The organism is Oceanobacillus kapialis, assembly GCF_044790185.1.
Taxonomy (GTDB): Bacteria; Bacillota; Bacilli; order Bacillales; family Amphibacillaceae; genus Oceanobacillus_B; species Oceanobacillus_B kapialis.
On record NZ_CP085256.1, the window covers coordinates 1,356,256 to 1,370,826 of the forward strand.

The 14,571-nt window shown below is 39.2% G+C and carries 14 protein-coding genes; 13 read left to right on the forward strand and 1 reads right to left on the reverse strand.

Going from position 1 to position 14,571, the window contains the following annotated elements; translation table 11 throughout:
- Positions 1-117 precede the first annotated feature (117 nt).
- Positions 118-1,008 carry a TetR/AcrR family transcriptional regulator gene (locus tag LG273_RS07170; protein ID WP_404458908.1) on the reverse strand — a complete coding sequence of 297 codons (891 nt, stop codon included), beginning with the start codon at positions 1,006-1,008 and terminating at the stop codon, positions 118-120.
- A 176-nt stretch (positions 1,009-1,184) separates the two neighbouring features.
- Between LG273_RS07170 and LG273_RS07175 the strand changes: the two genes are divergently transcribed.
- The 13 genes from LG273_RS07175 to LG273_RS07235 all read left to right on the forward strand — a co-directional run bounded on the left by LG273_RS07175 (position 1,185) and on the right by LG273_RS07235 (position 14,565).
- Complete coding sequence (locus tag LG273_RS07175) at positions 1,185-2,687, forward strand: DHA2 family efflux MFS transporter permease subunit (RefSeq protein ID WP_379561246.1); 1,503 nt, start codon at positions 1,185-1,187, stop codon at positions 2,685-2,687.
- A gap of 177 nt (positions 2,688-2,864) precedes the next feature.
- Positions 2,865-3,464 carry a lysophospholipid acyltransferase family protein gene (locus tag LG273_RS07180; protein WP_379561247.1) on the forward strand — a complete coding sequence of 200 codons (600 nt, stop codon included), beginning with the start codon at positions 2,865-2,867 and terminating at the stop codon, positions 3,462-3,464.
- Positions 3,465-3,593: 129 nt separating this feature from the next.
- Positions 3,594-4,607: an NADP-dependent oxidoreductase gene (locus LG273_RS07185; protein WP_379561248.1), complete on the forward strand. Its 1,014-nt coding sequence runs from the start codon at positions 3,594-3,596 to the stop codon at positions 4,605-4,607.
- A 104-nt stretch (positions 4,608-4,711) separates the two neighbouring features.
- Positions 4,712-5,197, forward strand: coding sequence for a PTS sugar transporter subunit IIA (locus tag LG273_RS07190; RefSeq protein WP_379561249.1), 486 nt, complete (start codon positions 4,712-4,714; stop codon positions 5,195-5,197).
- On the forward strand, positions 5,197-5,517 hold the full coding sequence (locus LG273_RS07195) for a PTS fructose transporter subunit IIB (RefSeq protein WP_379561250.1): 321 nt from the start codon (positions 5,197-5,199) through the stop codon (positions 5,515-5,517). Before LG273_RS07190 ends, LG273_RS07195 begins: the two co-directional genes overlap by 1 nt.
- Before the next feature lie 11 nt (positions 5,518-5,528).
- On the forward strand, positions 5,529-6,602 hold the full coding sequence (locus tag LG273_RS07200) for a PTS fructose transporter subunit IIC (RefSeq protein ID WP_379561251.1): 1,074 nt from the start codon (positions 5,529-5,531) through the stop codon (positions 6,600-6,602).
- A gap of 284 nt (positions 6,603-6,886) precedes the next feature.
- On the forward strand, positions 6,887-7,606 hold the full coding sequence (locus LG273_RS07205) for a GntR family transcriptional regulator (protein WP_379561252.1): 720 nt from the start codon (positions 6,887-6,889) through the stop codon (positions 7,604-7,606).
- 112 nt (positions 7,607-7,718) lie between these two features.
- Positions 7,719-9,068 (forward strand): M20/M25/M40 family metallo-hydrolase, encoded by a 1,350-nt coding sequence (locus LG273_RS07210; RefSeq protein WP_404458911.1) that lies wholly within the window; start codon positions 7,719-7,721, stop codon positions 9,066-9,068.
- A gap of 37 nt (positions 9,069-9,105) precedes the next feature.
- Complete coding sequence (locus tag LG273_RS07215; protein WP_379561254.1) at positions 9,106-10,644, forward strand: ABC transporter substrate-binding protein; 1,539 nt, start codon at positions 9,106-9,108, stop codon at positions 10,642-10,644.
- Positions 10,645-10,695: 51 nt separating this feature from the next.
- Complete coding sequence (locus tag LG273_RS07220) at positions 10,696-11,613, forward strand: ABC transporter permease (RefSeq protein ID WP_404458913.1); 918 nt, start codon at positions 10,696-10,698, stop codon at positions 11,611-11,613.
- A gap of 12 nt (positions 11,614-11,625) precedes the next feature.
- Positions 11,626-12,567 carry an ABC transporter permease gene (locus LG273_RS07225; RefSeq protein WP_404458915.1) on the forward strand — a complete coding sequence of 314 codons (942 nt, stop codon included), beginning with the start codon at positions 11,626-11,628 and terminating at the stop codon, positions 12,565-12,567.
- A 1-nt stretch (position 12,568) separates the two neighbouring features.
- On the forward strand, positions 12,569-13,555 hold the full coding sequence (locus LG273_RS07230) for an ABC transporter ATP-binding protein (RefSeq protein WP_379561259.1): 987 nt from the start codon (positions 12,569-12,571) through the stop codon (positions 13,553-13,555).
- Positions 13,552-14,565 (forward strand): ABC transporter ATP-binding protein, encoded by a 1,014-nt coding sequence (locus tag LG273_RS07235; protein WP_379561261.1) that lies wholly within the window; start codon positions 13,552-13,554, stop codon positions 14,563-14,565. Before LG273_RS07230 ends, LG273_RS07235 begins: the two co-directional genes overlap by 4 nt.
- Positions 14,566-14,571: the final 6 nt, after the last annotated feature.

Here is a 14,571-nt window from a genome sequence, read left to right on the forward strand (position 1 = left end):
GTTCGTAACCTTACCGTGATTCCTTTATCTCAGTTGATTCGTTCCACTCGCTACGTTTCTAAACGGGCGCCCCGCGCTTTTGTTCTTTTTTTACTCCGTTTTTGTTTCCTAATTATTTTAGCCATTGTTAACGGAATCAACATAGCTCCATAGCCTGGAAGCAATTTCTCTTGCTTCCAGCTCGTCTGGTGTACCAGTAAATGCTTTCGTGAAAGCACGGGTTACTGTTTCAATAAGATAAATGCGAGGGTTCTCTGTATTCAATTCTTCCATTAAAAAATGAATACATTGTTTTCCGTCCACATTAGCTTCATCAGACAGCTTCTCAGTGAATCCCGTTAGTTGTTCTATTATTTGATCTCTTGAATACTGTTTACTATTTAGATTGCGTTTCAGTGATAAGCCTACATCCTCATTTAAAAGATTGTCCTGGCTGGAAATGAGGTCGGGGATGATGGAATCCATCCTTCGAAGTACAAATAACACCAATGTATTCATCTCTCCTAAACTATTACTCGCTGCGGCCCAAATATGGAAAATTTGTTGCATCATGCCGAGTAAGAGTGCGGCTCCGTCAAGTGCATAGGGGGAGGCTTTTTCACCGTATACATCGATCAATCTATCAGAAAGCCAAAAAAGTTCTTTTAAATGGTTCCTTTTCACGAAATCACGTAGCTCCTGATCTCCAGAGTGGAAAATTGCTTCAAATAACATGAATAGGTTTTCCTCACGGTTAACCTGCATTCTAACAGCAATCTGATTAGCCAGAACATGTTTATCTGCTTTATTTTCCCCAATAAGTAATTCTCTTCTTCGAACAAAAGTTTCTTCATTTACATATTCCAAAATGGCCACAAGGCATTCATTTTTTGAGGTGAAATAATTATAAAACGTTCCTTTTGATATTTTGGAGCCTTCCAAAATATCTTGAACAGAAGTTGCACTAAATCCTTTATCAATAAACAGACGTTGCGCCGTAAGTAAAACTTGTCGTTTTCGCTCATTCATTTAATCACCTTTAGACTATTAGTATAATTTTATATTAACTCAAATATGCAATCATATCAATTCCGGTTAAATTTACAAATTTACCTCTTGCTAAAAATGAACAATAGGTATAAAATTATTTGTTGTTGGACTTAAAGTATAAAAAATATACTCAGTGTATGAATGGAGGAAATGATATGGATATAAAACAAATGCATGAAAAACCTCCTTATGGAATGATTGCGATTTTATTTATTGGAGCGTTTGTAGCATTATTAAATAACACACTCTTAAATGTAGCGTTACCGACTATAATGGAAGAATTTGATGTTTCCCCATCTGTTGTCCAATGGATTACAACTGGGTACATGTTGGTGAATGGGATTCTAATTCCGGCAAGTGCGTTCTTTATTCAAAAATACACCAATAGAAGATTATTCCTTACTGCTATTTCACTTTTTTCTATTGGAACCTTGCTAGCAATGCTGGCTCCTAGCTTTGGCATCCTTGTTCTAGCTAGAATGATTCAAGCTTCAGGTTCTGCTGTAATGATGCCATTGTTAATGAATGTTATGCTTACCGCCTTTCCTGTAGAAAAAAGGGGAAGTGCCATGGGGATTTTCGGGCTTGCCATGATAACTGCACCAGCTATTGGTCCTACATTATCTGGATGGGTTATTGAGCATTATGACTGGCGAGTGTTATTCGGGATTGTATTGCCATTTACCTTATTTACGTTGGTATATGCATTCCTAAAACTAAATAATATTACAGAAAATCGAGATGTGCGGCTAAATATTCCATCACTTATTTTATCCAGCATCGGATTTGGCGGGATTTTGTATGGTTTCAGTATGGCTGGGGAAAAAGGCTGGGATGCATTAGAAGTATATGGCACCATTATAGTTGGCGCAATTGCATTATTCGCCTTTATTTGGAGACAACTGCACATGGAGGAGCCAATGCTAGAGTTTAGAATATATAAGCACCCTATGTTCGCTTTGTCATCAGCAATTTCCATTGTACTGTCAATGTCTATGTTCTCAGCGATGATATTGACACCATTATATGTGCAAACCATTCGTGGTATATCCCCGTTTCATTCCGGGTTACTTATGTTGCCGGGTGCAATCGTAATGGGAATCATGTCTCCAATTATGGGGCGCTTATTTGATAAATTTGGTGCAAGAATACTAGCGATTATCGGCTTATCAATAACGGTCCTTACAACTTACCTGTTTAGTAACCTTGATATTGACTCGGGTTACTACTATATCATGCTATTATACACTATTCGGATGTTCGGGATTTCAATGGTAATGATGCCCGTGATGACGAACGGATTAAACCAGTTACCGATGAAAGATAACCCGCATGGTACAGCAATGAACAGTACAATACAACAAGTTTCTGGAGCTATTGGATCAGCATTGCTTCTAACCGTAATGAATAATCGTAGTGAATCTGCAGGTCAGGACCTACTAGATAAGGCGATGGCTTCAGGGAATGTACCGCAAAGCACAGACGGTTTGGCTGCACTAAAATTACAGCTAACGAATCAAGCGATGTTAGAAGGAATTAATTTTACGTTCTTCGTTTCTACATGGATCGCGGTTCTCGCATTACTTCTTGGTTTCTTTATCCAACGGGTAACACCACCTAAAACTGAATATGAGGAAGTTAAAACATCCGCCTCTTAATCATGACACCAGTATCTTCTTATTAGATACTGGTGTTTCTTGCGTTTTAGTATTATTATAAGGAAGGTAAAAACGTAAGCTTTTCATAATGATAATGTTTCTGATAAAATATAGTACCAGGTGCTAAGAGTTTGTGTTAAAATAAAAGAAGAAACAATACAGGTAAGGAGAGGGATCATGTTATACACGTTTGCTGCTAATCTTGTTAAACTGATTTTAAGCTTATTTGGTAGGTTGAACGTTCATCAAAAGGAGAACATTCCAAAAGGTGAAAATGGATATATAATTGCTTGTACACACACTGGCTGGGTTGATATTCTCTGGTTAGGTGTTTCCATGCTACCAACCAAAATACATTATATGGCTAAGAAAGAATTATTTAAGTCAGGCTGGTTAAAATGGCTTATGGAACATTTGAATGCTTTCCCTGTTGATCGAGAAAACCCTGGCCCGAGCACGATTAAAGTCCCGAGGAAATTGATCGCATCAGGAAACGTAGTCGGAATCTTTCCGAGCGGTACAAGAACCAGTGAAGAAGTACCGTTGAAACGAGGAGCAGTGACGATCGCAGCACATTCAAAAGCGCCAATACTTCCTGTAGCTTACACGGGGCCAAATAATTTTACCGACTTATTTAAAAGAGTAAAGCCCCATATTATTTATGGAGAACCAATTTATTTGCCTAGTGATATGCCGAAGAAAGAAGGCATGGAAGTGATGATGGTTCAGTTAAATACTGCACTAAGCCATCTGCAGAAGCAACTAAAAGAAAAATAATCGTGGTGGGAGTAGTACCGAAATAGGTGCTGCTCTTTTTTTTGTTTCGCCTGATTGATGCTTAACTTTTGTAAAAGAGGGAAACAAAAATAATGAAAGAAATAAATGCTTACAAGGGGAGATTAATTCATGAAACAGCAACAGCTATTACTCCGTGAACGTCCTAATGGCCTACCGGATGAAAATACTTTTGAATTTGCGGAAACGGATCAAGGAAGCCCTGAAAAAGGGGAAGTGCTATTAAAGACGTTATATGTTTCAGTGGATCCCTACATGAGGGGGAGAATGTCAGACGCCCCATCCTATGTGGCACCATTTGAGTTAGGGGAACCTTTAACCGGTGGTGTAGTCGCTCAGGTGATAGAGTCTAATAGTGATGACTTAAAAAAGGGAGATATCGTTAGAGGGAATCTACCATTCCAAGAGTATCATGTACAGAAACCAAGTCATGTTAGCAAAGTGCAAACAAATGGATTAGATCCAAGCGCTGCATTAAGTGTGCTGGGTATGCCCGGCTTAACTGCGTATTTCGGTATGATGCATATTGGAAAACCTAAAGAAGGGGAGACGGTTGTTGTTTCTGGAGCAGCTGGTGCGGTTGGACAAGTAGCAGGACAGCTTGCTAAGCAAGCCGGAGCCCATGTAATTGGAATTGTCGGTTCAGAAGAAAAAGCATCTTACATTAAAGAAAAATTAGGCTACGATGAGGCTGTAGAATACAAAAAGGATAATTTTGAAGAGCAGTTGAAAAACGCCTGTCCCAATGGGATTGATGTGTATTACGAGAATGTAGGTGGTGAAATTTCAGATCATATATGGCCGTTGCTTAACACATTCGCTAGGGTCCCAGTATGTGGTGCGATTGCCTCTTATAACCTTGAAGAAGGAGAAAAGGATATTGGTTTGCGTGTTCAACAGTTTGTAGTGAAGGCCCGTGTTTTAATGCAAGGTTTCATTGTTGGTGATTTCTCAGATCATTACGCTGAAGCGTACCAAGAACTGGCGAAAGCGGTGGAAAAAGGGAAACTTCATTTTGAAGAAACCATATACGAAGGTTTTGAGAAGATACCAGAAGCTTTCTTAGGTTTGTTCTCGGGAGCAAATATTGGGAAGCAGCTCGTAAAAGTAGCTGAGAAAGAATAAACTTCAAAGGATATATGGCACTTAGCCGGAAGTTTTGCGGGTATACTCGCTGGTATTGAGCTCTATAAAAACAACCTCGAAAGGATAGAAAGGATTTAAAGATAATGTCGAATGCTTCTATCAATCTCATTCCTGTACATGTAAGAGTAGATGTTACCAATCTATCAAATGAAAAGTACAATCTGTTTGCAGAACTTGCAGAGCGAATAAGTATTTCTCTTGATACGCAAATAGATGCTAGAACGATCCAAAAAGCTTTAATAGACAGGGAATCACTCGGGACAACTGGTTTTGAAAATGGGCTGGCCATTCCTCATGGCCAGATCCCTGAACTTTCACATGCCTCCATTTTCTTTTTCCGTTTAAAGCAAGAAGTGGACTGGGAAGCGCTTGATGGCAAAAAAGTAGATACTATTTTTGTGTTGCTTGTTCCTAAAGAGGAAAAAGAAAATACACACCTTACATTATTATCAAGCCTCAGCTACCACTTGTTGGATGAGAGTTATCAATGGAAATTGAAAACGGAAAAAAATCCAGAAATCATTCACGAAATCATTAAAAGGATGTTGACTAAAGAGGAGATGGCATAATGAATATCATCGCAATTACCGCCTGCCCAACAGGTGTGGCACATACTTTTATGGCAAAGAAAAAACTAGAGGAGGCTGCTAGAAAATTGGGCCACTCTATTAAAGTTGAAACTCAAGGAGCAACAGGCATAGAAGATGAACTCACTAAAGAAGATGTAGCAGAAGCTGATATACTTATCCTTGCTGTAGAAGTGGGAATTTCTAAAAAAGAACGATTTGCTAATATAAAAAAGGTAGAAATTCCAATTGCCACAGCAATAAAAAATGCAGAAGGACTTATTAAAAAAATAGAAGCAAAATTAAATGTCCCAGCTAAATAAAGGAGAAAATCATGAAAAAGTTACAGCAGGCCTTAATGACAGGTGTCTCTTACATGCTTCCATTTATCGTGTTAGCTGGTATGACAATTGCAGTCACCGGGATGCTAACAGAATCAATGGAGATAGAGACGCAATTTGTTACTTCGCTAAATAACTTTGCTTGGACCATAATGGATTTAATCCCTGCAATTTTCGCAGCGTATGTAGCTTATGCGATTGCAGATAAGGCAGCAATTGCTCCTGGGTTTATCGGCGGGCACATTGCTTCTTTGCCCGTACTAGAAAATTCTGCATCAAGTGGTTTTCTTGGAGCGATTGTGGCAGGATTTGTTGCCGGATATATTGTTCACTACATGAAAAAGGTCTCAGTTCCGGCATTTATGGAATCAATTAAAAAGACTTTATTCATCCCTGTTTTAAGTGGGTGGTTAGTCTACTTATTGATGGCCTACCCAGTAGCGATGACAATTGGAGGGCTAAACGAATTTATTATGGACAACTTAATTCGTTTATCTGAGATACCCCAATATGCATTCTTACTTGGTGCTATCTTAAGTGCCATGTGTGCATTCGACATGGGAGGACCAATGAATAAGCTTGCCATCACTTTCGTATTTGCATTATGGAGCGACCCAAGTGGGGTAGGATTTATTGTGAATGCTGCCGTTTTCCCAGGTATTATGGTTCCTGCGTTGTCCGTGGGCATTGCCTCATTACTTGCAAAGTCTAAATACAGTGAAGAAGAAGTGAAAATTGCACCTGCTTCAATCTTATCGGGGTTAGTTGGGATTACCGAGGCAGCGTTACCTTACGCCTTTAAAGACCCTTTAAGAATTATTGGTTCCAATATGTTAGGAGCTGCTGTTGGTGGAGCGATTATGATGGGATACGGTGTTTCCACCTCTGGGGTGTCGGGTATATTTGGGCTCCCTATGGCTACAGACCCGTTAGTGTTTATTCTTGCCATCATAGTAGGTATAAGCATTTCGGTAACAGTACAAATTATTTGGAAGAAATCTTATAACGAAACCTCGCAGATAACAAATAATGGAGAAGATGACCTTGATTTTGAGATAACGATGTAACCTAACCTTAGGGAGAAAGATGCCCTGGGGTTTTTTATGTGAAATATCTGTTTATGTTTATTACTCTAAAATAACGTCCTTTTCTTATAGTGGAAAAATAAAGACGAAAAGGGATTAATATGAAGTATTTACAATGAAAAGGCTTTATTTTTCTGATTTTTATAAAATAATTAGATTTTTATAATTAATTATAAATATACAGTTGACTTCATAAAAATTTCGGATTATACTTGTCAACAATAAACATATATTAATATAAAATTATAACTTTTAGGGAGTATAAAATGAAAGTAGACAAAGACTTATCAATCCCTTTATATGACCAAGTAAAACATATATTGGCAGACAAAATAACAAGCAAAGAATGGGATGTCGGATACCAATTACCAACGGAAAAAAAGCTTGCTGAGACCTTTAATGTCAGTAATATAACCATTAAACGGGCTGTGCATGATCTGGTGCACGAAGGTTTATTGTACAGACAAAGCGGGAGAGGGACTTTTGTGAAATCAAAAGAAGAAACAAATCTTACAAGACTTGTTTCTTTAAGAAATGAATCCTGGGAGGACCAACACCATCCTCACCGCACGATAGAATTAAAGGTAGTAAATGCCTCAGCTGAAATTAAAGAGAAGCTAGAAATGAAGGAGAGAGATGTATATAAAATACACCGAGTAAAGCTTAAGAAAGACACACCAGTGGCGATTGAATATTCTTATATACCTGTACATATTTTCCCTGGACTGCTCGAAAAAAATATGGATAAAGAATTGCTCTATAATTTGTTTACACAGAAGTACAATAAAAAGTTAGGTAAAGCAAAAGTATATTTTTCAATTGTTTTTGCTGATAGAAATCAAGCGACATTATTACAAGTGCCTGTTGGGGAACAATTATTCTCTCTCGAACGGTATACCGTTGATGAAGAAGGTATAGTTATTGAGTACTCCCAATTTATTCTTAAACAGGAACAGTCGAATTTTTACTTAGAAATAGATTTGTAATTTTTTTAACGATAGAAGTCTAAAAATTCGAACACAAACAAGTTGTATGATGATTTTTAATAACATTATAATGTTATAATATTATATTTTTATACTTTTAAGGAGGGGTGGAATGGAAGAACTGTTTCGGTATATTGATAATCATGCTGCCTTGTATAGACAGTGGTTACTGAATATGTGTAATCAACCAAGTATTTCAGCAAAAAACATAGGAATGAAGGAAATGAAGGAGTTGGTTTTTAGATTACTCATAGAAATAGGAGCGGAGGTAGAAGAAGTTCCAACTTCTGGGTATCCAATTATTTTTGCACATATCAATACAGGCAAACCTAGAACCTTGTCTTTCTACAACCATTATGATGTACAACCACCAGAACCACTTGAAGAATGGAAGTCAGATCCTTTTGAAGCCAAAATACAGGATGGTCAAATTTTTGCAAGAGGGGTAGCGGATAATAAAGGAAATATAGTGGCCCGTATAGCTGCAGTTCATGCTTACCAACAGGCCTATGGAGAATTACCTGTTAATGTGAAATTTATCATTGAAGGAGAGGAAGAGGTAGGTAGTCCCCATTTGAAAGGCTTTGCATCAAATCATCCTGAAAAGTTGAAATCTGATGTCATGATTTGGGAAGGGGGCATGCGGAATGTGCATGATAAAAGGCCACATATAAGCTTTGGTGTAAAGGGGATTTGCTTTGTCGAAATGCGAGTCAGGGGCGCAGCGTTTGACCTTCATTCCTCAGAAGCCGCAATAGTGGAGAATCCTGCATGGCGACTTGTTTGGGCACTGGGAACTTTAAAAGCGCAGGATGAACGCATTTTAATAGAGGGGTTTTATGAAGATATTCAAGCATTAACAGAAAAGGAGAAGAAGTTTTTACAGACAATGGATTATGATGAAGAGCATGCAAAAGCCCATTACAAGATTAATGATTTTCTAAACGGTGTTTCAGGAATAAACTTGAAAGAAAGCTTAACGGCTACTCCGACCTGCACGATCTGTGGTTTAGAATCGGGTTACACAGGTCAAGGAGCAAAGACAGTCTTGCCATCCCATGCCTCAGTAAAGCTTGACTTTCGGCTAGTCCCAGGGCAGACACCCCAAAAAGTAATGGAATTACTAAGAAGGCACTTGGATCAGCATGGTTTTAAGGATATTGAAATTGAGCAACTAGCTGGATTACTTCCTTACAATACGAATACGGATCATCCTTTTGTTGATACGGTTATTAATAGTATGAATGAAGTATATGAGGAACCACCTATCATCATGCGTAATCTGGCAGGGTCTAGTCCAATGGAAAAATTACTTGCCGATACTCATATACCTGCTGCACAGATTGGGGTGGCAAATACAGCATCAAACTTCCATGGCCCTAATGAAAATATTTACATCGACGATTTTATACAGGGGATAAAGGTTACATCTCATATTATGCACCATTTTGGTGAGGTCTAAATTTTATTAACAGAGTAATCAAAATAGGGGGAGAAGCATGAAAAATTCATATTCAATTATTATCGGTTTATTGTTATTAGTTCTTACAGTACTTGCTGGTTGTAGTAACGAAGGGGAAACAGCAGGAGGGAGCGAAGACGACAGCAATACACTCGTCTTAGCGCAAGCAGCAGATATACCATCGATTGATCCACAAAATTCACTAAGTACTACAGGTGACCGAGTACACCGTAATATGTTCAGCAGGTTATTTATGTGGGACAATGAGCTCGCCTTACAAGAAGATCTAGTAGATACTTACGAACAGATTGATGAAGAAACATGGGAATTTACTTTAAAAGACGCGACTTTTCATAATGGAGAAACGGTTACCGCAGAGGATGTGAAGTTTAGTCTTGAACGTGTGATGACTGATGAGACACTTAAGGAATATCCATATTTTAAACAATTGAAGGAAGTAAACGTAAAGGACGAAAAAACGGTAGAAATCGTAACAGACGGACCAATGCCAACTTTGCTCAATCTTCTTGCGAAAAGTGGATCCGATGTCCTTCCTAAAGCATATTTCGAGGAGGTTGGTGTTGAAGGTTTTCAGGAGAAACCAATTGGCTCTGGACCTTACCAGTTTGTAGAATGGATACGTGATGACCGTGTAACATTAGAGCCCTATGAGGACTATTATGGAGACACCCCAAAATGGGAAAAAGTTGAGGTTCGTGCCATTCCAGAAAGCTCCACTAGAGTTGGCGAATTGTTAACAGGAGGGGTCGACCTTGCAACAGATATTCCACCAAATGAATGGGAGCGTGTGGAATCGGAATCGGGAGTTAATTTGGTAAATGGGGAGACAACCCGGGTTAGTCTTTTAATGGTTCGCACGACTGAAGGTTATGTAACTTCGGACCCTAAAGTAAGAGAAGCAATTGATCTTGCCATCGACCAACAGGCTATCGTAGATTCTGTCCTCCAAGGTACTGGCATTCCAATCCGTACCAGAGTTCCAGAAGATGTCTTTGGTTCCAACCCAGATTTAATAAACACACGAGTATATGACGTTGAAAGAGCGAAGGAATTATTAGCAGAAGCGGGCCACCCTGATGGTATTGATATTACCTTTACTGCCTCAAGAGGGCGTTATCCATTGGATAGCGAAGTTGCACAGTTAATTGTAAGTATGCTAGGTGAAGCAGGTATCAATGCAGAATTGAAGCTACTGGAATCAAGTGCATTTTTAGATGAGTACAATTCGAAGTCAAATGAAGAGTTAATTATGATTGGCTTAGCAGATGGGTTGCTTGATGCATCTTACTCTCTGGTTCACTATACAGAAGAGCGAGCAGCAGGTCAGACGGATTATAAAAATGAAGAGGTAGAAGAGTTATTTAATGCAGCTGGTCAAAATTTAGATGAAGAAGAACGCAAAGAACAGTATCAATTAATTCAAGAAATCGTAGCTGAAGAGCGACCACATATTTTTCTTTACCAAAATGCTGTGAACTACGGGGTAAGTGAAGGCATTTCGTTTACACCACGCTTAGATGAAGCAATCCGCTTTGATGACCTTACGAAAGAATAATGATTGGGGAGCCGGCTGTAATGCAGCTGGCTCCTAAAAAGGAGACTCAATATGAAGAAGTATCTTGTGAAACGTCTACTGCAAATTATCCCTGTCCTATTCATTATTTCGTTTGTAGTATTTGTACTTGTTTATATGGCAGGAGATCCCGTTGCTTTAATGCTGCCAGAAGATGCTTCTGAGAGTGATCGAGAGGCAATGCGGGCTGCATTGGGGCTTAACGACCCATTCTACATTCAGTACTTTCGCTTTGTGGGAGATTTATTACAAGGGAATTTTGGCACTTCATTCCGCTATAATGAAGCAGCCCTCCCCTTGGTTTTAGAAAGGCTTCCCGCAACGTTAGAGCTTGCAGCCGCATCTATGGTCGTGGCGACCTTTATGGCAATCCCACTTGGAATTTATTCTGCACGTAAGCAAAACTCATTAGTAGATTTGTTTATTACAGGAGGTTCTGTGTTAGGAAAAGCAATGCCAAACTTTTGGTTAGGTATTTTATTAATTTTGTTGTTTGCAGTAAACACGCAGATTTTTCCGGTTTCTGGCAGAGGAACCATCATCCATATGATTCTTCCTGCCATTACGTTAGGTACTGGTGTAGCTGCAGAAATGACCCGGCTTATTCGTTCTAATATGTTGGAAATACTTAGCCAGGATTATATTCGGACCGCAAGAAGTAAAGGGGTTTCTAGTAATATATTAGTTTATAAACATGCGTTTCGAAATTCTCTAATTCCGGTGGTAACAATAATGGGGTTACAAATTTCCCATCTTGTCAGTGGAGCACTTATCACAGAAAGTGTATTTTCCTGGCCGGGAATTGGCTTGTTGCTTGTCCAAGCGGTCAATGGGAGAGATATGGCGGTAGTACAGGCAGCGGTATTCGTAATCGCCTTACTTGTTATTATTATAAATCTCATTACAGATTTAATTTACAGGTTACTAGACCCTAGAATCAATTATTCTTAAGGAGGTGGCATCATGCAAGGAAACGCCCAGGCCAAAACAGTAACGACAGTTCCAACGGTAAGGAAGAAAACAAAAGCTTCTGGCGGCTTTAAGCGCTGGTGTCGTCTTCTCTGGCAAAGTAAAACAGGGACTGTTGGTTTCGTTATCGTATCACTGGTCGTGCTGATAGCGATTTTTGCAGACCTACTAGTTCCGCATGATCCAGCAGAGAACAATTTATCAAACATGTTATTACCCCCATTTTGGATGGAGGGTGGGTCCACCGAATATTTACTCGGCACAGATAATCTTGGGAGGGATATTTTTAGTAGGATTTTAGTCGGGAGTAGAGTGTCATTACTTGTAGGTATTTTTTCCGTTGTGCTTGCAGGAGTGATTGGCTTACTTGTAGGAGTGGCAGCAGGATTTTACGGAAAATGGGTAGACACAATCCTAATGCGAATTGTGGATTCTTTTCTCGCAATACCTAGCATTCTATTCATCCTTGTCGTGCTAGCTGTCTTTGAACCAAGTATTATGACACTAATTGTTGTTATCGGTTTAACAAATTGGGTATCTTATGCTCGTGTGGTGCGAAGTGAAGTGTTAAGTGTAAAGGAAAGAGATTTTGTACGTGCCTCTTTCTCTATTGGAACAAACAAAACAACCATTATTCGAAAGCATATTGTACCAAACATCATTTCTTCCTTTATTGTTATATCTGCCTTAAGTGTAGCAACTACAATCATATTGGAAGCTTCACTAAGCTTTCTCGGACTCGGAATACAACCACCTGATGTTTCGTGGGGAGCTATGCTTACAGACGGAAGGAATTATCTAGCTACCAATTGGTGGATAGCGACTTTTCCAGGAATTGCGATAACCATTACAGTACTTGGCATTATATTTCTTGGTGATTGGTTACGAGATGTATTAGATCCTCGGAATTATTTTAGTAAAAAAGGAGGCGCTTAGGATGTCGGATAATCTATTGGAAGTCAAAAATTTGCATACGCATTTTTTCACTGAGAATGGCGTAATTCCTTCGGTAAACGGCGTGTCCTTTTCTGTCAAGAAAGGGGAGATTATCGGAATTGTAGGAGAGTCTGGCTGTGGAAAGAGTGTTACTTCCTTATCCATTCTACAGTTGATTAATAAACCAGGAAAAATTGTAGATGGGGAGATCCGATTTCATGATCAAGACTTAACCACCTTTTCCGAAAAAGAAATCCGTAAAATACGCGGCAATAAAATTTCGATGATATTTCAGGAGCCATTAACCTCTTTAAACCCTGTTTTTACAATCGGACATCAAATATCTGAAGCGATCCGTCTTCATCAGGATGTTGATAAAAAAGAAGCAAAGCAACGGAGCATCTCGCTTTTACGTAAAGTAGGAATGGCAAATCCGGAACGACAGTATCATGCTTTTCCTCATTTACTTAGTGGGGGGATGCGTCAGCGGGTCATGATTGCTATGGCTCTTTCGTGCAATCCTGAGCTACTTATTGCAGATGAACCAACAACAGCGCTGGATGTTACCATACAAAAACAAATTCTAAAACTCATGAAAAACTTAAGTAATGAGTTAAACACATCGATTATTTTAATTACCCATGACCTGGGTGTAATTGCAGAGATGGTGGACAGAGTAGTAGTCATGTATGGAGGAGAAATTGTGGAAGAAAATGATGTGTTTAATTTGTTTAAGAACCCAAAGCATCCCTATACGAAGGGGCTACTGAACAGTACGCCAAAAATACATCAATTAAAAGAAAAACTACAATCGATCGATGGGAATGTTCCTACGCCAGACCAACTGCCAACAGGGTGTAATTTTCAAGACAGGTGTCCGTTCGCTATGGAGAAATGTCGGGAACAATCACCGAATTTAGTAACTTCTGAGAATGGATCTTCCGTCCGTTGCTGGTTACACCAGGAAAAGGAAGTGGTAAATGTATGAATCAGCAGTTGGAAAATAAGCAACGCACACAAAGTTCTCCGCTACTCGAAGTAAAAGAACTTTCAAAGCACTTTGTCGTTTCTACTAATCTATTTGGAAAACCAAAGGAAAGTGTGAAGGCAGTAAACGGCGTAAATTTAGTACTTGAAAAGGGAGAAACACTTGGGATTGTGGGAGAATCTGGTTGCGGAAAATCTACAATGGGAAACACCATATTAAGGCTTATTGAGCCTACTGAAGGAAGCATCCTTTTTGAAGGACAGGATGTTTTAAATATGACGCCAACACAGTTACAAAAGATGCGCAAAGAAGTCCAAATGATATTTCAAGATCCCTTCTCCTCATTAAATCCTAGAATGCGCGTGTTCGATATTATCGCCGAACCACTTCGAACACATAAAGCAGCCAAAGGTAAAGCATTGCATGATAGAGTATATGAGCTACTTGACTTAGTGGGACTTGATCAGTCACAGGCAGATCGCTTTCCACACCAATTTAGCGGCGGGCAAAGACAAAGGATTGGTATTGCTCGGGCTATTGCATTAAAGCCGAAGCTCATTGTTTGTGATGAACCAGTATCTGCTTTAGATGTGTCAATCCAGGCTCAAATATTAAACCTTTTATTAGAGCTAAAAGAGAAACTGCAGTTAACATTGATTTTTATCGGACACGGTATCCCAGCTGTGAAATATATTAGTGACCGAATTGCTGTTATGTATATGGGTGAAATTGTGGAAATGGCGAATAAAGAGGAGCTTTTCTCTCATACACATCATCCATACACCCAGGGACTTATATCCGCAGTTCCAATCCCTGATCCTTCTTTACGACAATTTTCGGAGGATGTCATTTTGGAGAAGGATTTACCAGATCAACGTAATTTACCTAAGGGGTGCAGCTTTAGTTCGCGTTGCCCATTTGCAACAGAAAAATGTAAAGTAGAAAAACCTAAATTGGAGGCAAAGGAAGAAGGCCATTTTGTTGCCTGTCATTATCCATTGCATGTATAAAAGAGG

Bases quoted from the DNA above. Each gene is read 5' to 3' on its own strand.
- LG273_RS07210 (WP_404458911.1), top strand. From the start codon at position 7,719: ATGGAAGAACTGTTTCGGTATATTGATAATCATGCTGCCTTGTATAGA.
- LG273_RS07180 (WP_379561247.1), top strand. From the start codon at position 2,865: ATGTTATACACGTTTGCTGCTAATCTTGTTAAACTGATTTTAAGCTTA.
- LG273_RS07225 (WP_404458915.1), top strand. From the start codon at position 11,626: ATGCAAGGAAACGCCCAGGCCAAAACAGTAACGACAGTTCCAACGGTA.
- LG273_RS07230 (WP_379561259.1), top strand. From the start codon at position 12,569: ATGTCGGATAATCTATTGGAAGTCAAAAATTTGCATACGCATTTTTTC.
- LG273_RS07215 (WP_379561254.1), top strand. From the start codon at position 9,106: ATGAAAAATTCATATTCAATTATTATCGGTTTATTGTTATTAGTTCTT.
- LG273_RS07220 (WP_404458913.1), top strand. From the start codon at position 10,696: ATGAAGAAGTATCTTGTGAAACGTCTACTGCAAATTATCCCTGTCCTA.
- LG273_RS07175 (WP_379561246.1), top strand. From the start codon at position 1,185: ATGGATATAAAACAAATGCATGAAAAACCTCCTTATGGAATGATTGCG.
- LG273_RS07190 (WP_379561249.1), top strand. From the start codon at position 4,712: ATGTCGAATGCTTCTATCAATCTCATTCCTGTACATGTAAGAGTAGAT.
- LG273_RS07195 (WP_379561250.1), top strand. From the start codon at position 5,197: ATGAATATCATCGCAATTACCGCCTGCCCAACAGGTGTGGCACATACT.
- LG273_RS07170 (WP_404458908.1), bottom strand. From the start codon at position 1,008: ATGAATGAGCGAAAACGACAAGTTTTACTTACGGCGCAACGTCTGTTT.
- LG273_RS07235 (WP_379561261.1), top strand. From the start codon at position 13,552: ATGAATCAGCAGTTGGAAAATAAGCAACGCACACAAAGTTCTCCGCTA.
- LG273_RS07200 (WP_379561251.1), top strand. From the start codon at position 5,529: ATGAAAAAGTTACAGCAGGCCTTAATGACAGGTGTCTCTTACATGCTT.
- LG273_RS07185 (WP_379561248.1), top strand. From the start codon at position 3,594: ATGAAACAGCAACAGCTATTACTCCGTGAACGTCCTAATGGCCTACCG.
- LG273_RS07205 (WP_379561252.1), top strand. From the start codon at position 6,887: ATGAAAGTAGACAAAGACTTATCAATCCCTTTATATGACCAAGTAAAA.